General features: G+C 64.2%; 14 protein-coding genes. 1 reads left to right on the top strand and 13 read right to left on the bottom strand.

The window, feature by feature from the left end; all coding sequences use genetic code 11:
• Positions 1-54 precede the first annotated feature (54 nt).
• The 13 genes from mdcH to FGE05_RS01065 form a co-directional block, all read right to left on the bottom strand.
• Positions 55-975, bottom strand: a complete 921-nt coding sequence (mdcH, locus tag FGE05_RS01000; RefSeq protein ID WP_139640842.1) for a malonate decarboxylase subunit epsilon — start codon at positions 973-975, stop codon at positions 55-57.
• Positions 972-1,592: a malonate decarboxylase holo-ACP synthase gene (locus FGE05_RS01005; RefSeq protein WP_139640844.1), complete on the bottom strand. Its 621-nt coding sequence runs from the start codon at positions 1,590-1,592 to the stop codon at positions 972-974. The genes mdcH and FGE05_RS01005 overlap by 4 nt, the downstream gene beginning before the upstream one ends.
• The gene (mdcE, locus tag FGE05_RS01010) at positions 1,589-2,392 is read right to left on the bottom strand and encodes a biotin-independent malonate decarboxylase subunit gamma (RefSeq protein WP_139640847.1); all 804 of its coding nucleotides are present in this window, start codon (positions 2,390-2,392) and stop codon (positions 1,589-1,591) included. Before mdcE ends, FGE05_RS01005 begins: the two co-directional genes overlap by 4 nt.
• Positions 2,389-3,240, bottom strand: a complete 852-nt coding sequence (locus FGE05_RS01015) for a biotin-independent malonate decarboxylase subunit beta (protein WP_139640849.1) — start codon at positions 3,238-3,240, stop codon at positions 2,389-2,391. Before FGE05_RS01015 ends, mdcE begins: the two co-directional genes overlap by 4 nt.
• Positions 3,233-3,532: a malonate decarboxylase subunit delta gene (locus tag FGE05_RS01020; RefSeq protein ID WP_024778873.1), complete on the bottom strand. Its 300-nt coding sequence runs from the start codon at positions 3,530-3,532 to the stop codon at positions 3,233-3,235. The genes FGE05_RS01015 and FGE05_RS01020 overlap by 8 nt, the downstream gene beginning before the upstream one ends.
• Positions 3,532-4,407 (bottom strand): triphosphoribosyl-dephospho-CoA synthase, encoded by an 876-nt coding sequence (locus FGE05_RS01025; protein ID WP_139640851.1) that lies wholly within the window; start codon positions 4,405-4,407, stop codon positions 3,532-3,534. The genes FGE05_RS01020 and FGE05_RS01025 overlap by 1 nt, the downstream gene beginning before the upstream one ends.
• Positions 4,407-6,077 (bottom strand): malonate decarboxylase subunit alpha, encoded by a 1,671-nt coding sequence (gene mdcA, locus FGE05_RS01030; RefSeq protein WP_139640853.1) that lies wholly within the window; start codon positions 6,075-6,077, stop codon positions 4,407-4,409. Before mdcA ends, FGE05_RS01025 begins: the two co-directional genes overlap by 1 nt.
• Positions 6,078-6,464: 387 nt before the next feature.
• Positions 6,465-6,926: a chemotaxis protein CheW gene (locus FGE05_RS01040; protein WP_139640857.1), complete on the bottom strand. Its 462-nt coding sequence runs from the start codon at positions 6,924-6,926 to the stop codon at positions 6,465-6,467.
• On the bottom strand, positions 6,919-12,852 hold the full coding sequence (locus FGE05_RS01045) for an Hpt domain-containing protein (protein ID WP_139640858.1): 5,934 nt from the start codon (positions 12,850-12,852) through the stop codon (positions 6,919-6,921). The genes FGE05_RS01040 and FGE05_RS01045 overlap by 8 nt, the downstream gene beginning before the upstream one ends.
• A 171-nt stretch (positions 12,853-13,023) precedes the next feature.
• Entirely contained in the window at positions 13,024-15,078 is a 2,055-nt protein-coding gene (locus FGE05_RS01050; protein WP_139640860.1) for a methyl-accepting chemotaxis protein, read from the bottom strand.
• A gap of 180 nt (positions 15,079-15,258) precedes the next feature.
• Positions 15,259-15,798: a chemotaxis protein CheW gene (locus FGE05_RS01055; protein ID WP_139640862.1), complete on the bottom strand. Its 540-nt coding sequence runs from the start codon at positions 15,796-15,798 to the stop codon at positions 15,259-15,261.
• A 10-nt stretch (positions 15,799-15,808) separates the two neighbouring features.
• Positions 15,809-16,174 (bottom strand): twitching motility response regulator PilH, encoded by a 366-nt coding sequence (gene pilH / locus FGE05_RS01060; RefSeq protein ID WP_139640864.1) that lies wholly within the window; start codon positions 16,172-16,174, stop codon positions 15,809-15,811.
• Between the two features lie 47 nt (positions 16,175-16,221).
• Positions 16,222-16,650 (bottom strand): PleD family two-component system response regulator, encoded by a 429-nt coding sequence (locus FGE05_RS01065; protein WP_041023967.1) that lies wholly within the window; start codon positions 16,648-16,650, stop codon positions 16,222-16,224.
• A 224-nt stretch (positions 16,651-16,874) separates the two neighbouring features.
• Between FGE05_RS01065 and gshB the strand changes: the two genes are divergently transcribed.
• Positions 16,875-17,828 carry a glutathione synthase gene (gshB, locus tag FGE05_RS01070; RefSeq protein ID WP_139640867.1) on the top strand — a complete coding sequence of 318 codons (954 nt, stop codon included), beginning with the start codon at positions 16,875-16,877 and terminating at the stop codon, positions 17,826-17,828.
• The last annotated feature ends 3 nt before the right edge of the window (positions 17,829-17,831 follow it).

Consider the following 17,831-nt stretch of genomic DNA (forward strand, 5'->3'; position numbering starts at 1 on the left):
AAAGTGCATCGTCGAAGTTGTTGTTTTTGTGCTTCGCCAGCTTGAGTCGGTGGTCTAGGGTTGGCGGCTTCCCTCCTCTGCGAGCAGCGCTTGCAGGGTATCGAGCCGGGCACCGTCGAAGGCCATGACAGTGCCTTGCTCGAACACCCGGCGTGCCAGCCCGGTCAGCACCGCACCGGGTGGCAGCTCGATCTGCAAGCGCACGCCTCGCTCATAGGCACTTTGCACCGTACCGCGCCAATCGACGACGCGGCACATGTTGAAAGCGAGGTCGTCGCGCAAGGCGTCGGGCTTTGTCACCGGCCGGGCGCGGCTGCCGCTGAGATAACCCAATGCGGGAGTTCGCAACGATACGTCGGCAAATGCCTCGGCCAATGTTCGCGCGGGTCTTTCCAGCAATGGGCAATGGGATGGCACGCTCACTGCCAGGCGGCACGCCTTTCCGGCGCCCTGGCGGCGTGCGTGGCTGGCAACGACCGCCATGGCCTCGTCGCTGCCGGCGATGACCACCTGGCTATCGGCATTGATATTGGCCAGGTAGACCGGCGTTGCGTCGCTGTGTATCTGGGCCAGCAACCCTTCCACGGCGGCGAGGTCCAGGCCGATGATCGCGGTCATGCCATAGCCTTGCGGATAGGCCTGCTGCATCAGTTCGCCCCGCAGGCTGACCAGCCGCAATGCATCCTCGAACCCCAGCGCACCCGCCACCACCGCCGCCGGATATGCGCCGATGGACAGCCCCGCCACGTAGTCCGGCGCCGGGGCTTGCTCCAGCAAGCGGCGCGACGCCGCCACACCCGCAATCAACAGGCACAACTGCACGGCGCGGGTCGATTGCAAGGCCTCGGCGCCGTCCAGTTGCAGCACGTCTTCACCGAGCACATCGCTCGCCTCGGCCAACACATGCGGCGCCAGGCCATGGAGCATGCCCGTGCGCTGCGCACCCTGGCCGGGGAATACCAGGAGGCTGCTCATGCGACCTGCTCCAGCGACGGCTGCCAGGGATTGCTCACCAGCCGGGCCTGGACGTCATCCTTGAGCAGCACCCGGCGTGACGAACCCGCCCACTCGCGCAGGGCTACAGCGCCGAACGGGGTCTGCAACTGCATGTCCACGGCACACGCCGAGCCCTCCAGTCGCGCCAGTAAATCCCTGGCCTGGACGCGATCCATCGGCTGCGGCGTGCGCAGGATCAGATCCAGGTCGCTGCGCTCATGCAGTGCCTCGATGCCGCTGGCGAGTTCGAATCCGGCGCTGCCGCTGATACCCCAGGTCCAGCCGCAGGCGTCGAGCATCGGCCGCAGGCGGGACAGCGCCCGCAGGGCCGGCAAGTCCCGTTGGCAGTCGATGTGGCACAGGTCTTCCGGACGTACCCGACGCTGGATCGCTGACAGCTGCATCAACGTGGCGTAACGCTGCTCCCGAGTCCGACCACGAACACCCACCGCCACCTGTCCCGGCGCCGTCAGCGCCCGCCGCACCACCACCGGTTGGCCGAGGCCGAGGGCTTGCATAGCCCACGCCGGCGCATCCGCTGGCAACTGCTGCGGGGTCATCCCCCAGAGCAGGTCGTGCGCCAGGAAGGTGTTCACCACTGCGCGCTCAGCAACTGGCGAACATGGCTGGAAGCGGCCCGATGGGGCGCCCCGAGGCGGCTGCTCAAATTTCGAGGCGCACCGGCCACATCGTTGATCGCTTGTTGCAGGCAATCGGTGACCCGGGCCAGATCGGTCGCCGATGGCTGTTCGATCTGCTCGACCGACAGGGTTTCCCACAACAACCCCAGACTGGCATAGCTGTCGATGTCATAGGCCATCGGCGGCACGCTGGCAGCCAGGGCTTCCAATTCCTCGACACTGCGCAGGGTCACCCGCGCCGCCGAGGCCTTGCCCATGGCGTGGACCATCACCCCAGGATCGCGCAATGCAATCAGCCGGTTGGCCTGGTAGCCGTGGGCCAGGAACGCCCCGGACATCGCCTTGCCCACCAGCAAGCCGATCACCGGGTGACCGGCCAACCGGGCACGGGCATAACTGTCCACCGCACCAGCCAACGCCTGATGGATGCCCAGGGCTTCTTCCCGGCGACCATAAGCCTGGCTGGGTACATCGACAATGGCGATCAGCGCACGCTTGCTGGACGCCTCGCGGTCAGCCTCGATGGCGTCATCCACCGCCTTGGCCAGGCCCCAGCCTTCCAGCAGGCCGACCTCTCCGTTGCGAGCCCGGGGAAAACGATTATCGGGATCGGCCACCACCGCCAACAGGCGCACGGTCTGCCCGCCCAACCTGGCATCGGCCGCCTTCACCGAAGCGGGCAGTCCCGACAGCGGCTCGGCGCCACCACTCAAGGCTTCGAACCAGCGCAAGCCTCTCAATGAATACGAACTCATGGGCGTTCTCCCTGATACAACTGGCGAACCGCTGCCGGTTCGATCTGCACGTCAGTGTCCAACCGGGCCAGGCGTTGCAGGAACAACTCGGCCTGGCCGCTGCGGTGCTCGGCGGGCACGCCCAGATGCAACAACTGGCTGACCTGCTGGCGGATCTGCTGCACATCATCGGCGCAATAGCGATCCACCAATCCCGTGGCGAAGCGTTGCTCGCCACCGGTCAGGCTCCAGATAAACGGGCGATCCCGGGCGTCGTATTCCTCGATTCCGGCCTCCTGCTCGATCACTTGCGGGCCGTTCAATCCCAGCCGCGCTTCCTGGGTCACCAGCAGATAACTGCACAGCCCGGCGGCGATGGACATGCCGCCAAAGCAACCGACACTGCCAGCCACTACACCGACCACCGGCTGGTACTGACGCAAGTCGACAATTGCCGAATGAATTTCGGCGATGGCCGCCAACCCCAGATTGGCCTCCTGCAGACGCACACCGCCGGTTTCCAACAGCAGCACCGCACGGGTCGCAATGCCCTTGCGGTTGTCCTCGGCGGCCAGTTCCAGGGCGCCGGCGATCTTCGCCCCACCCACTTCGCCAAGGCTACCGCCCTGGAACGCACCTTCGATGGCGGCGAGCACCACCGGCAGGCCGTCGATGCTGCCCTTGGCGATCACCACGCCGTCGTCGCTTTGCGGCACCACGCCTTGACGCAGCAGCCACGGCGACATGATTCGCTGGAACGGGTCGAGCAGTTCGCGAAACGTGCCGTCATCGAGCAAGACCTTCGCCCGTTGCCGGGCACCGAGTTCGACGAAGCTGTGCTTGTTAAGCAACGCTGCACTGTCAGTCATGGCCGATCTCCTCGAAACCCTGCTCCAGGCGCAGACGCACCACGCCGGGGGTGGCGCCGAAATCATGGATGTCGATGGACAGCGCGGGTGGCGTCTGGCCGTCGAACATCCGGCTGAAGAGATGCTGCCAGCGTTGTTCGCTGCCATTGACCGAGGTCTGCACCTGGATGGTCAACTTGCCCGCCAGCCCCGGCTCGATCAGCACTTCCAGGTCGCCCGAGCCGACACAGCCCACCAGCGCCCGGCCCCGTGGCGGCTGTCCGGCGGGAAATTCAAAAGATAAGGTTTCCATCAGCAAACTCCCTGGATGACGCTATCACCCGACTCGATACGGTCGATGAACAGGCAGGCCGCGAGCAGGTCGGCGGCGCCGCCGGGCGAGGCGTTCAATGCAATCAGTTGTTGGTCCAGTGCGTGCAATCGGCGACGACCGTCGAGGCTCGCACTGCCACCGGCATCCAGCACCGCCTGGGCACCGGCCTGCATGGCCCGCAAACCGGGTTCGCCGGCGCGGTACAGCACACAGGTGTCCGCCAGTTGGGTCATGATCGCCAGTAAGGCGTCGAGGCGGGCGTTCTGCTCGCCATGGGCCTGGGTGCGGCTGCGTCTGAGTTGCGGCAGTGCGCGTTGCATGATCGAAGGAAAGCCCAACTGCGCTTCTTCCCTTGCGCCGCGTGCACCGTAGCGCTGGGCCACTTGGGCGCCATGGCTGAGGGGTCTTGGCGCGTAGCGATCTTCAAGCAGCGCCAGGCGTGCGGCACGCAACGTGACGGCACCGGCGGCGCTGGATTCAGGCTCCAGCGCCGCCGCCGCCACCAACAGGCCCAACGCCCAGATCGCGCCACGATGGGTATTCACGCCGTCGGTGGTGGCGAGCATCGCCGCTTCGCCTTCACGACCGATGCGCCCGAGGGCCTCGCGCAGCGGCAGGCCCACCTCACCGAACGCCAGCGCCGCATCAGCCATTTCCTTGAAGGCGGGCCACAAGGAAAGCGCCGAGGCGTGCATCAGCCCCAGGTGCAGATCGGTATGGGCGCCATTGCCGCGGCGGTCCACCAGCGCCGGTTTGGGTGACAGGTCCGCTTCGTCGATCAGCGCGTCCACCGCCAGGTCCGCCAGCCGTTCGGCCAGGCTCAGGGTTTTCGGTTGCAGGTTGAGTGCGTGCATTACCAGCTCCTGAACTTGGCGGGTGGGTTGTAGAGGCCACCGGACCACTCCACCAGGTCGGCCACGCTCTTGGCGGCGAGCAATTCGCGGGTGGCGTCGGTGCGGCGGATACCCAAGTCTTCGGGCAAGGCGATCAGCCCTTCGCGGCGCATGCGGGCAGTGTCTTTCGGGTTGTGGCGCAGGCCGATGGCGGTGACCCCGGCAACCGCCGCGATCATCGCCTGGCGCTCTTCCAGGGAACGAGCCTTGTACAGATAGGCGATGCCCTCTTCGGTCAACAGATGGGTAACGTCGTCGCCGTAGATCATGATTGGCGCCAGGGGCATGCCGGCTTTCTTCGCCACGTCCACCGCATCGAGGGTGTCGACGAACGTCGGTTTGCCGCCCTCCTGGAAGGTCTCGACCATCTGCACCACCAGCTTCTTGCCGCGTTCGAGCAACGGCGCTTCGCCGTCGCCGTGGCGCATGTCGAGCCAGGCCGGGGTGCCGTGGCGGCGACCACGGGGATCATGGCCCATGTTTGGCGCACCACCGAAACCGGCCAGTCGGCCTCGGGTAACCGTCGAGGAATGACCATCACCATCCACTTGCAGGGTGGCACCGATGAACAGGTCCACCGCGTATTGGCCGGCCAGTTGGCAGACCATGCGGTTGGAGCGCAGCGAGCCATCGCGGCCAGTAAAAAACACGTCCGGCCGGGCGGCGATGTAATGCTCCATGCCCAGTTCAGTGCCGAAGCAGTGCACGCTGTCGACCCAGCCGCTTTCGATGGCCGGAATCAGCGTCGGATGAGGATTGAGGGTCCAGTTGCGGCAGATCTTGCCCTTCAGACCGAGGGATTCGCCATAGGTCGGCAGGATCAGCTCGATGGCGGCGGTGTTGAAGCCGATGCCGTGGTTGAGGGACTGGACGTTGTGTTTTTCGTAGATCCCACGGATCGCCATCATCGCCATGAGCACGTGCACAGGCTTGATGTGGCGCGGGTCGCGGGTGAATAGCGGTTCGATGTAGAACGGCTTGTCGGCCACCACCACGAAATCCACCCAGGACGCCGGGATGTCCACGCGTGGCAAGTCGCTGACGTCATCCACCAACTGGTTGACCTGGACGATGACGATGCCATCGCTGAAAGCCGCCGGCTCGATCAACGCCGGGGTGTCTTCGGTGCTGGGGCCGGTGTAGATATTACCGGCGCGGTCGGCCATGAAACCGGCCGAGAGCACCACGTTGGGAATCAAGTCCACCACCAGCCGGGCGTAGAGTTCGATGTAGGTGTGGATCGCGCCGATTTCCAGCAGACCGTCTTCCAGCAACTGGCTGATGCGCAGGCTCTGGGTCCCGGCGAAGGAAAAATCGAGTTTGCGGGCGATGCCGCGTTCGAACAGGTCCAGATGCTCGGAACGGCCGACGCTGGGCATGATCATGTGCAGGTCGTGCAGCTTCGAAGGATCGGCCTTGGCCAGGGAACGCGACAGGAAATCCGCCTGTTTCTGGTTGTTGCCTTCCAGCACCACACGGTCGCCAGGTTCGATCAAAACCTGCAATGCCTCGACGATCCGGTCGGTGGGCAATACCACACCATCGACCATGCCCTTCACCTGTTCGAGACGCCGCTGCTTTTCGCCGCGCCGCCGCGTCCAGCGCGAGTCGGGGGATATTGTTGTTGTCATGACCACTCCACGGGTTCGCTGTCGTGGAGACCACCTTAGGAGTGATGGGACGATGGCATCAATCAAGCTCGACGGTGGATCGTTACGCTTGGAGTAATGGTTGAAATGAATCTGTATGGGGCGAGAGGCTCTGTGGGAGCGGGCTTGCTCGCGAAAGCGGCGGGTCAGCTTGCATTTGTACTGGATGTACCACGCCTTCGCGGGCAAGCCCGGCTCCCACTGGTTCTGGAGGTGTTCTCCACGATCCCCTGTGGGAGCGAGCCTGCTCGCGATAGCGGTGGGTCAGGCGCCCTTTGCATTGACGGTTCCGACGCCATCGCGAGCAGGCTCGCTCCCACATTCGGTTGAGGTGGTTCGCAAACTCTGCACCCGCCATCTTCCCGCGGGCTAGGCTTTTACCAGTCCGGCGGCGATCACCAGTTCTTCAAGGGCCAACAGATCCGGCACCTTCGCCACATGCTCGCCCACCTGTACAGCCGCCTGCTCCAGCCCGCACAACGGCACGTCGACGTAACTCAACTGGCTATCAAGTTTGTAGGAGCGCGGGATGCCCTGCACCAGCAGGGCGATGAACTTCAATTCCGCGCGACCGCCCAGGGCGTTGAGCACGGCGATGCGGGCGCGCTCGCCAATCACGGTTTTCTGGTCGCAAGCCGATTCGAAACTCAACAACGGGATCTGCCGCTCACGCCAGGTGACCCAGCCCAGGAACCACGGCGGGGTGTCCATATCGAAGGTGCCGCTCTGATAGTCGATCAGCTCGGCCACCGCCACGTTGGGCAGCACCAGGTGTCGGTCGGCCAGGGGCAACAGCAGCCCGGTCAGGTAGCGGGTGCGATGGTCATGCATGGGGCTTGCTCCAGTGGGCGATGCTCTCGAGCAGCACCGACTCCTGATAGGGCTTGCCCAGGTAGTCGTTGACGCCGATGGCCATGGCCCGGTCGCGGTGTTTCTGGCCGGTGCGGGAGGTGATCATGATGATCGGCAGGTGCGCCAGGCGCGGGTCGTCGCGTACTTGCGTCGCGACCTCAAAGCCGTCCATGCGCGGCATCTCGATGTCCAGCAACATCAAGTCCGGGGTGTGCTCGCTCAGCAGCGCCATGGCATCCACGCCGTCCTTGGCGGTCAGGACGTGCATGCCGTGACGCTCCAACAGGCGACTGGTGACCTTGCGGACCGTCACCGAGTCGTCCACCACCAGCACCAGCAACGGCCGCAGGTGCTCGCCCTCGCCTTCAGTCAGCACCGGGCGACGTGGGGCCTGGTTGGGCATGGCGCGGATCGGTGCCAACAGGTCGAGAATCAGCACCACCCGGCCGTCGCCGAGAATGGTCGCGCCGGACAGGCCCTGCACCGCCGAGAATTGTGGACCGAGGCTCTTGACCACGATCTCCCGGGTCCCGACGGTGGCATCCACCTGCACCGCGACATGCCGTTCGTTGCACTGCACCAGCAACAGCGGCAAGGGCTGGCTCTGGCCCAGCAGTTTCGGCCGGGGCGCGGTTTTCAGCAGCTCGCCCAGGTAGCACAACTCATACCGCAGCCCAGCGTAGCTGTAGGTCGGTGGATCGAGCTGGTAATAAGCCTCCAGCTCGGCGGGCAGCACCCGCACGATGCTTTCGATGGTGTTCAACGGGATCGCATACTGGTCTTCGTGACACTGCACCATCAGGGCCCGGTTGACCGACACGGTAAAAGGCAGGCGGATGCGGAAATGCACGCCCTGCCCCGGCGTCGAGTCAATGACCATGCTGCCGCCCAGTTGCCGAACCTCCTCGTGGACCACGTCCATGCCGACGCCGCGCCCGGAGATCTGGGTGATTTTTTCGGCGGTGGAGAACCCCGGCTGCAGGATGAACTGCAACACGTCGCGGTCGCTGATATCACTGTCCGGCGCCAGCAGCCCACGCTTGATCGCCTTGCGCCGCACCGCGTCCAGCGGCACACCGGCGCCGTCGTCGCGGATATCGAAGACGATGTCGCCGCCTTCCCGGGACAGGTCGAGACTGATACGCCCACGGGCCGGTTTACCTGCGGCGATGCGCACGTCGGCCGGCTCCAGGCCATGGTCGACGGCGTTGCGCAGCATGTGTTCCAACGGCGCGGCCATGCGCTCCAGCACGTTGCGATCCATCTCGCCTTCGGCATTATCGACGACGAACTCCACGTCCTTGCCCAGCTCCTGCGCCACCTGCCGGACGATGCGCTGGAGCCGCGGCACCATGCGTTCGAACGGCACCATGCGGGTGCGCATCAGGCCTTCCTGGAGCCGGGTGTTGATGCGCCGCTGTTGCTGCAGCAGGTTCTCGGCATCATGGTTGCTGCGGTCCAGGGTTTCCTTGAGGTCGAGCAAGTCCGAGGCGGACTCGAACAGCGCGCGGGACAACTGTTGCAGCTGGGAGTGGCGGTCCATTTCCAGCGGGTCGAACTCTTCGTAGCCCAGACGCTCGGCTTCCACTTGCTGGCGACTGAGAATCCGCCCCTGGGTTTCGGTGTCCAGGCGTCGCAACTGGTCGCGCATGCGCTCGATGGTGGTTTCCATTTCGCTCAGGGCCACGTGTGCATCGTTGACCTGCTGTTCGATACGGCCACGGAAGATCGACGTTTCCCCCGCCAGGTTCACCAGGTCGTCCAGCAATTCGGCGGACACCTTGACCATGTCCGCACCATCGCTCGACGCAGTTGGCTCGGGTTTGGCGGGCGCGGGTGCCGTGGCCGGACCTACGGGCATCGCCGGGGCTGCGGAGGGCTCCGTAGCCGGCGTCTCGCTGTTCTGCGGGTGGTTGACCGCCTGGATCTGCGCAATCAACCGGTCCGCCGGCGGACATGCCAGGCCGGCCCGTACAGCATCGAGCATGTGGGCCAATCGATCATGGCTGCTCTGCAGCAGGACGAACAACGCCGGAGTCGGTTGCAACAGGCCCGCGGACAAGCCTTCATAGAGATTTTCCAACTCATGGGCCAAGTCGCCGATGGGCCCGATCTCCACCATCCGCGCGCCGCCCTTGAGGGTGTGCAGGTCCCGCAGCAGGGTTTCCACCGCCTGGCGGTTCGTTGGTTCGGCCTGCCAGCGCAGCAAGGCCGCGCCGGAACTGTCGAGGATGTCGAAACCTTCCTCGAGAAAGATCTCCAGCAGTTCGGGATCATGGCTGGCCGCGTCGCCTGGGATCGACCCGACGCCCTCAATGGCGTTCGGCTTGTCCTGACGGAACCGGCGGATGGCGTCGATCAGCGACACCGGATCGCCCAAGGTCTGGCCCTGCTGCAATTGCCCGAGCAACAGGTCGAGGCGCTCGTGGCTGCCGTTGAGCAGATGAGCCAGCTCATCGCTGTAGCTGTAGCGGCGATCCACCAAGCCTTCGTAGAGGTTTTCCAGTTCCTGGGCCAGATCGCTGATCGGCCGGATATCGGCCATGCGCGCACCACCCTTGAGGGTATGCAGGTCCCGCTGCAACGAGGACAGCGGTGCCCCGTTGTCCGGGTCCGCCAGCCAGCGTTGCAGGGCCTGGGCGGCACTTTCCAGGATGTCCTGAGCCTCTTCGAGGAAGATCGAGGTGATGTCGTCGTCCATCGATGTGTCAGCAGGCACGTCGCGTTCGAGCTCGGCGGTTGCATGCCCCAGCTCGCGGATGCTCAAGGTGCGGCTGCCATCGCTGCGGATCAGGCCGGTGGCCGACGGATCTAGACCAGCCTCGAGCAGCGCATGCAGGGCCTGGATCCGCTCGGGTCGTGGATGCACATGCTGACCGGCCGCCAACTCATCGAGCATGTCGATCAACGCTTCGTGGGCACGTTGCGCCTGCTGGAAGAATTCGTCGCTGACCACCAGGCTGCTTTCTTCCACGGCGCCATAAAGATCGAGCAAGGCTTCGCAGAGCTCGTCCACCGGCTGCAGGTCGGCCAGGTGCGCGCCTTCGCCAAGGGTCGTCAACTCATCCAGCAAAGCGCTTAACTCCTGGCCTTCGCCGGGGTGCTGCTGCCAGCGTTGCAACAGATTTTCGGCGTCCAGCAGGATGTCCATGCCCTGGGCCAGGAAATCGTTGATCAGTTGCGGGTCGCGCTTGTTTCGCGCGCCAGTGTCCGAAGTGCCGCTGACCGCTTGCAGGCGCTCGGCCACCAGGGCCTGGGTTCGCCGGATCAAGTCTGCGGCCCCGGGAATCGGCGCCAGTGGATCATCGTGCAACTGGCGCAGGCCCAGGCGCAGCAGGCCTTCGGCTTCCAGCAGGCACTCGACTTCATCCAGGTCGAGGGCTATCAGGTGCACCCTGTACTCCCGGGCAAGTTGGTCCATCGCCCCGGCCAGCTCGGCAATCGGCAGCACGCCAGCCATGGATGCGCTGCCCTTGAGGGTGTGCAGGGCACGCTGCAATTCGTCACTGGCCTGCAAGGGCAGGTGTTCGGCGGCCTGCTCGAGAAAACGATTGAGACCGGCGAGATGCCCCTGGGCTTCCTTGTCGAAGATTTTCAACAGCAGCGGGTCGAGGGCGGCCACGTCCCCCTGGTCTTCATCGAGCTCATCGCTGCCCTTGGCCAGGGCGTGGGCGCGTGCGGCCAACCGGTCGACATCGTCACGCTGGCGCTGGAGATGGGCGGCAAAATCGGCCACCAACGTGGGCAACAGCCGTACTGTGTCGTCCACCAGTTGCAGGACCGTAGCACTCGGCTCGACGCTGTGTTCCAGCACCCGGTTGAGCAGGTTCTCCACCGCCCAGGCCAGTTCCCCCAGCACCAGTGCCCGGACCATGCGGCCGCTGCCCTTGAGCGTGTGGAAGGCCCGGCGCACTTCGCCCAGGGCGACCTGGTCGGCAGGTTGAGCGGCCCAGCGCGGCAGGTACTCGTGCAGCACCTCCAGCACCTCGCCGGTTTCCTCGAGGAAGACCTCACGCAATTCTTCGTCGACCGGGTGCTCATCCACCGGAGGCGGCAGCAGACTGCCCGGCGTGCTCCTGGCCGGCGGATTGACCGCCGAGACCGGGCTGGCCAGCATGTCGGCGAGGGACTGCACGGTCTGCGGATCATCCAGCTCCTGCAAATCCTGCATGACCTGGGCTTCGTTGGGGCTCAGCACATCGTCGAGCAAGGGTACCCGGGCCTCATCTGGGAAATAGCCGAGCGCGGCCAGGCTCCGCTCGACCCCATCCAGCAACGGCTCGCCGGGTGTTTCCGGATCTTCGCTCAAACGCTCCAGGTAATATTCAAGACCGGTGATCACGTCGGCCAGATGGTCGAGCTCTTCCCAACCCGGTCGGGCCTGGTCCAGCAACAGGTGGTCGCGAATGAATCCGTTGCAGGCCTCCACCAGGCCGGCAGCGCGACTCAGGGGGATCATCGCCAGGGCGCCGCGGACCTGGGTCAGCAGGGTCGGCAAGGTCTGTAGTTGTTCGCTGTTCCAATCGGCGTCGATGTAGTCGACGATCATGTCCTTGGCCTGCTGCAGGCAGGTGTGGGCTTCCTTGATGACAATCTGGTGGATCTGGGTCAGGTCGGTGGTGGGCAATTGGCTGTCTTCACGACTTTCAGGCTCGACGGTGCCCACCATGCCGGCCAGGTTGGCCTCGACATAGAGCAAGGCCCCGGCGACGTCCATGAGGGTCGCGTCATCGGGCTCCCGTTGGCCTTGGGAGAGGCTCAGGACCACCGCCAATTGATCGATGATGACCTTGCGAGGCTGGCCGAAACCCAGCACCGCCAGGGTATCGGCGATCTGCCGCAAGGGCGCCAGCAGGCTGTCCAGCTCCGAGGCGTGCTGGCGGTCACTGCGCACGAACAGGTCCAGCCGCTCCTTGACCCGCACCAGTTCCTCGCAGAGCGCGGTGAGCACCGAGCGCATGGCATCGCGGTCGGGCCCGGCCAGGCGCGCACGCTCTTCGTCGAGCATGGCGCTGTCGGGCAGCGCATCGTCCAGTGAGTAGCGTTCTTTCATGATCTGCATCTGCCCGCTGGGGTATTCGGCCTTGGCAATATAGAACAACAAGCTCTTGAGCAGGTGCGGCGGTGCCGGTTGATTGATACCGGGCATGCCCTGGTCGAGCAGGCGCTTGAGTTCCTTGTCGGCTTCCTTGAACAGGCTGCGTAATGCCGGGCTGTTGGCGATACGCCCGTCACGCATGCCTTCGATCAACGCCGAAGCCACCTGCCACAGGGCATTGAGCGGCGCGCCTGCGCAGAGCCCTTCGAGGCGATGGAAGACTTTGGCCAGGTAACCGAGGTGGGTGGCATCGTCCTGTTCGCGCAACAGACCCACCAGGGCCACTTGTAAGGTCTGGCGCAATTTGCGCAAGGTGCCGGGCAGGTCCGCCGGCTCGAGCCGTTTCAGGGCCGCATCGCCGAGGGGCGCGATATCGGGCAATTCCGGGCTGAACAGGCTGGTTTCCGACAACAGGCTTTCGCCCCGGGCACTGCGCAAGTCGTTGATCAGCGGCAAGACCACCAGCGGCAGGTCGCGACGGGCACCCTGGATGCGGTCCAGGTACATCGGCAGCTGTCCCAGGGCCTGGCTCAACAGGCTGATGGCTTCGTCGCGATGGGCGATGCGATTGTCCTGCAGGGCGACGCACAGGTGCTCCATTTCTTCGGCCAGCAACGCCGCGCCATAGAACTCGACCATCTGCAGGCCACCATGTACCTGGTGAATGCAGGCCAGGCATTGCCCAAGGGCATCCGCCGCCTGCGGGTCATCCACCAGCCGGTTGAGGGCCAGATGGGCCTGCTTCAGCGTTTCGGCAATCTCGCCCTTGACCCATTCCAGGGCCACGTAGTCGTGCCGATCACCCATAACCGCTCCAATCCGGCAAATACACCCTCCTTGTGGCGGGAGGACTCATCTGTGGGAGCAAAGCCTGCTCGCGATAAAGGCAACTCGATCTCCGGCCTGACGCGTCGCTCTCATCGCGGGCAAGCCTTGCTCCCACATGATTCCCCTCGCCCCGTATACCGCCTCCAACAATCAAGACTTGTCCTCATCCTTAGCCGCCGGCAACGTGAACCCGGACACCGACCGGCGCAGCTGGCTGGCCATTTTCGCCAGGTTGCCGATGCTCTCGGCGGTGGCGGTGGAGCCGGACGAGGTCTGGGTGGTGATCTGCTGGATCACGTTCATCGTCAGGGAAATCTGTCCCGCCGAAGTGGTCTGCTGCTGCGCGGCGTTGGAAATGCTCTGGATCAGCGCCGCCAGGGTCTTCGACACGCCCTCGATCTCCTCCAGGGCCACGCCGGCATCCTGGGCCAGACGGGCGCCGCGCACCACTTCGCTGGTGGTCTGCTCCATGGAGATCACCGCTTCGTTGGTATCGGCCTGGATCGCCCGCACCAGCGTTTCGATCTGCCGGGTCGCCGCCGAAGAGCGCTCCGCCAGCCGTTGTACTTCATCGGCCACCACCGCGAAGCCGCGCCCCGCATCACCGGCCATGGACGCCTGGATCGCGGCGTTGAGGGCCAATATGTTGGTCTGGTCGGCAATGTCGTCGATCAGGCTGACGATGTCGCCGATTTCCTGGGACGACTCGCCCAGGCGCTTGATGCGCTTGGCGGTGTCCTGGATCTGCTCGCGAATGTTGTCCATGCCATGAATGGTGTTGTGCACCACCTCGTTGCCCTTGTTGGCGATCTCCACGGAGCGCTCGGCCACCGCCGACGACTCGGCGGCGTTGGCCGATACCTGGTCGATGGACTGGGCCATTTCATTGATTGAAGTCGAAGCTTCGCTGATCTGCTGGGCCTGGTGCTCGGAAGCCTGGGCCAGGTGCATGGCGGTGGCCTGGGTTTCCTGCACCGCGGCGGCGACCTGGCCGGCGGTGAGGTTGATGGTGGCGACCAGGTCGCGCAGTTGGTCCACCGAATAATTGATCGAGTCGGCGATGGTGCCGGTGAAGTCCTCGGTGACCGACGCGGTGACGGTCAGGTCGCCGTCGGCCAGATCGGCGATTTCGTCCAGCAGGCGCATGATCGCGTTCTGGTTGCGCTCGTTCTTTTCCGCGGTTTCGTGCAACTGGCGGTTGGTTTCACGCACCATCACCAGGCCGATCAGGATGATCGATGTCAGCGCCAGCAGCCCCAGCACATAACCGCCGATGGCGTGGACGGACCGACCGCTGGCCAGGTTCTCCAGTGCGGTGGTCAGGTGCGAGGCTTCGTCCAACAGGGTCTGCGACAGATTGAAGATGTTGCCCGCCGACTCGCGGACCTTGAACAGCTCCGGCGAGGTTTCGAGGATTTCGTCCACCGAGCCCGAGACGAACTCGAACAGTTCACTGATTTCGCTCAGGCGTGCCCGGGCATCGCGATCCTGGACCTGGGAGATCTTCAAGGCCGGGTCGCCTTGCAACATCCCGTTGAGCACCTGGCCGAAACGCGCGGCATCGCGGCCAAAGGTATCGGCGGCCTGGCTGGCGTTCTCATCCCCCGCCAGCACGGTATTCACCGCACCCAGTATGCGCTCGGCCAACAGCGACTGGCGCTGGGCCATGGCCACCTGGGCCGCTGGTGCACCCCGTTGCAACAGGATCTCGACGACTTTTTCATATTCGACCTGCAACTGCGGCACGGTTTCGGCCAAGGTCGCCGCCACCTGATGCAGCGACAGCACAGTCTGCTCGCTGGACAGGATGGCGTCGGTGTTCTTGAGCAGGCGCTCCCAGTCCAGTTGCACCGCGCGCATCTGCGGTCGCAGGGTCGAGGGCGCCGGTGGCAGGCCGGTCACTGGGTCACCCTGCTTGAGGTAGCCCCAGCGCTGGGCAAAATCGTTGCGTGCATCGCTCAGCAACTTGAACGCCGCAGCCTTGCCGGCGGCGGCCTCGGTGGCGTTCTTGGCAATGCGCTGGGACAACACCCGCAACTCACCGGCATGGCCGATGTACTGTTTATCGTAGGTGGACTGGGTGTTGAGGTACGCGAAATTGGCGAACAGCAGCATGATGAAGATGATCAGCGCGACGAACAGCACGATGATCTGCGAACGACTGCGCGACGCTTCCAGTGGCTTGCCTGTGTGTGCTTTGCTCATCGATTTTCGCCTGTACTGCCCAATCCAACTCGCCATGGGTGACTGATCTCAGGGCGGCTCTGTGGGAGCAAGGCTTGCCCGCGATGACAACAACACGGTTTGCTGCCGACCGAGGCGTCTGCATCGCGAGCAAGCTTTGCTCCCACAGGCTCGCTCCCACAGGAGGCTGCGCGGTGTCTGTTAAATAGCCACATCCATGAACCCCTCAGACTGCGTCAACGCAAAAGGGCTGAACACCTGCCACTGTCGCTCGCCACGAAACCGGCCCTTGACGAAGGCGGCTTCCGGACAGTCGCGATCGTTTGCCTGCATCGGCTCCAGGCTGTCCTGGGCGAAATGCTGCAATCCGAGGACTTCATCCACCAGCAACCCGGCGAACACCTCGCCATGATCCACCACCAGCACCCGCCGCTGCTTGCGCACCGTCGACAGTTCGTGACCGAAAAAACCGCACAGGTCCATCAACGGCAACAGTCGCCCACGCAGGTTGGCCACACCACGCACCCACGGCTTGACCCCAGGCAGATGCGTATGACGTGGCTCGTGCAGCACTTCGCTGACTTCTTCCATGGGCGCCACGTACCAACGCTCGCCCAGGCGAAAGCCGATACCACTCCAGGCATGACGGTGGGTCGGTTGGGACGGCAGGTCCGCCGCCAGCGACCGGCAGCGTCGATCGATCTGCAGCAGCAGCTCGAACGCAGTCAGGGATGGGCTCATGGCCGCGCCGTCAACCCGCCAGGACGTTGTTCAGGGTCTTGATCAGGGTTTCTTCGTCGACCGGCTTGGTCAGGTAGTCCTTGGCGCCTTGGCGCGTGCCCCAGACCTTATCGGTTTCCTGGTCCTTGGTGGTGATGATGATGACCGGGATATGCCCGGTTTCCGGATCCTTGGTCAATTGGCGTGTCGCCTGGAACCCGTTGAGGCCGGGCATGACGATGTCCATCAACACTGCGTCGGGCTTTTCCTGGCGGGCCAGGGCCACGCCGTCGGCGCCGTTCTCGGCCTTGAGGACCAGGTGACCGTGTTTTTCCAGCATGCCGGTCAGCTTGTACATTTCAGTCGGCGAATCATCGACGATCAGAATTCGTGCCATGGTGTTCCCCATTCTTGTCGACCCCAGGCTCTGCGGCCGGGCGTCATTTAATGTGCCTGGTGCGGCTGGACGGCGGCAAAGCCCGGAACATGAGCTTGTATCGCGCCCAGCAGTTCTTCCTTGCTGAAAGGCTTGGTCAAAAACTGATCGGAACCGACGATACGTCCCTTGGCCTTGTCGAACAGCCCGTCCCGGGACGACAGCAGGATCACTGGCGTGGCCTTGAAGGCGCTGTTGTTCTTGATCAGGGCGCAGGTCTGGTAACCGTCCAGACGCGGCATCATGATGTCGACAAAGATGATGCCCGGGTGATGGTCGGTGATCTTGGCCAGGGCATCGAAGCCATCGACCGCCGTGATCACCTCGCAACCCACATTGCGCAGCAAGGTTTCGGCGGTACGGCGAATGGTCTTCGAATCGTCGATGACCATGACCTTCAAGGCGCTGGGTTGCTGCTGCGTAGGATGCTCTGCCATTGCCACTGCGAACCGGTTTTAAACGCGTAAATGCGACCGACGGCGCAAGCCCTTGATGTTCAAGGCCCGCGCGCCACATGGCAGCCTTTTTAGCACAGTCTCCAGCGCCGGGCTATCGGCCGGACGGTACGGTGGTTTTTCCTTGACCGCGAATCCGGCGGGCGCCACTCTGACGCCACTTTTTCACGCCCTTTGTGCCCCATCAGATTTCGAGGAACCAAGCCATGAGCGTACGCGTCGGCATTGTCATGGACCCTATCGCCAGCATTTCCTACAAAAAGGATAGCTCGCTGGCCATGCTGCTGGCCGCTCAAAAGCGCGGCTGGGAATTGTTCTACATGGAACAGCGCGATCTCTACCAGGCCGAAGGCCAGGCCCGGGCGCGCATGAAACCGTTGAAAGTCTTCGCCAACCCGGAAAAATGGTTTGAACTGGGCGACGAAAACGATGCGCTGCTGAGCGACCTGGACGTGATCCTGATGCGCAAGGATCCGCCGTTCGACATGGAATTCGTGTATTCCACTTACCTGCTGGAACAAGCCGAAACCGCCGGCGTGCTGGTGGTCAACAAGCCCCAGAGCCTGCGCGACTGCAACGAGAAGCTGTTCGCCACCCTGTTCCCGCAATGCACGCCACCGACCATCGTCAGCCGCCGTCCGGATGTACTGCGCGAGTTCGCCGATCATCACGGCGACGTGATCCTCAAGCCCCTGGACGGCATGGGCGGTTCTTCAATCTTCCGCCACACCGCCGGCCACCCGAACCTCTCCGTGATCCTGGAAACCCTGACCCTGCACGGCAAGCAGCAGATCATGATCCAGGGCTACCTGCCGGCCATCGTCGATGGCGACAAGCGCATCCTGATGATTGATGGCGAGCCGGTGGACTATTGCCTGGCGCGCATTCCGGCAGCGGGCGAAACCCGCGGCAACCTGGCCGCCGGCGGCCGTGGCGAAGCCCGCCCGCTGACCGAGAAGGACCGCTGGATCGCGGCCCAGGTCGGCCCGACCCTGCGCGAGAAAGGCCTGCTGTTCGTGGGCCTGGACGTGATCGGCGAACACCTGACGGAAATCAACGTCACCAGCCCGACCTGCATCCGCGAGATCGATAATGCCTTCGGCACCGACATCGGCGGGATGCTGATGGATGCCATCGATCAGAAGCTCAAGGCTCGTTGATCC

This window comes from Pseudomonas sp. ICMP22404, from assembly GCF_006227205.1.
GTDB lineage: Bacteria > Pseudomonadota > Gammaproteobacteria > Pseudomonadales > Pseudomonadaceae > Aquipseudomonas.

Bases quoted from the DNA above. Each gene is read 5' to 3' on its own strand.
- mdcH (WP_139640842.1), bottom strand. From the start codon at position 975: ATGAGCAGCCTCCTGGTATTCCCCGGCCAGGGTGCGCAGCGCACGGGC.
- mdcE (WP_139640847.1), bottom strand. From the start codon at position 2,392: ATGAGTTCGTATTCATTGAGAGGCTTGCGCTGGTTCGAAGCCTTGAGT.
- FGE05_RS01015 (WP_139640849.1), bottom strand. From the start codon at position 3,240: ATGACTGACAGTGCAGCGTTGCTTAACAAGCACAGCTTCGTCGAACTC.
- FGE05_RS01020 (WP_024778873.1), bottom strand. From the start codon at position 3,532: ATGGAAACCTTATCTTTTGAATTTCCCGCCGGACAGCCGCCACGGGGC.
- FGE05_RS01025 (WP_139640851.1), bottom strand. From the start codon at position 4,407: ATGCACGCACTCAACCTGCAACCGAAAACCCTGAGCCTGGCCGAACGG.
- mdcA (WP_139640853.1), bottom strand. From the start codon at position 6,077: ATGACAACAACAATATCCCCCGACTCGCGCTGGACGCGGCGGCGCGGC.
- FGE05_RS01040 (WP_139640857.1), bottom strand. From the start codon at position 6,926: ATGCATGACCATCGCACCCGCTACCTGACCGGGCTGCTGTTGCCCCTG.
- FGE05_RS01045 (WP_139640858.1), bottom strand. From the start codon at position 12,852: ATGGGTGATCGGCACGACTACGTGGCCCTGGAATGGGTCAAGGGCGAG.
- FGE05_RS01050 (WP_139640860.1), bottom strand. From the start codon at position 15,078: ATGAGCAAAGCACACACAGGCAAGCCACTGGAAGCGTCGCGCAGTCGT.
- FGE05_RS01055 (WP_139640862.1), bottom strand. From the start codon at position 15,798: ATGAGCCCATCCCTGACTGCGTTCGAGCTGCTGCTGCAGATCGATCGA.
- pilH (WP_139640864.1), bottom strand. From the start codon at position 16,174: ATGGCACGAATTCTGATCGTCGATGATTCGCCGACTGAAATGTACAAG.
- FGE05_RS01065 (WP_041023967.1), bottom strand. From the start codon at position 16,650: ATGGCAGAGCATCCTACGCAGCAGCAACCCAGCGCCTTGAAGGTCATG.
- gshB (WP_139640867.1), top strand. From the start codon at position 16,875: ATGAGCGTACGCGTCGGCATTGTCATGGACCCTATCGCCAGCATTTCC.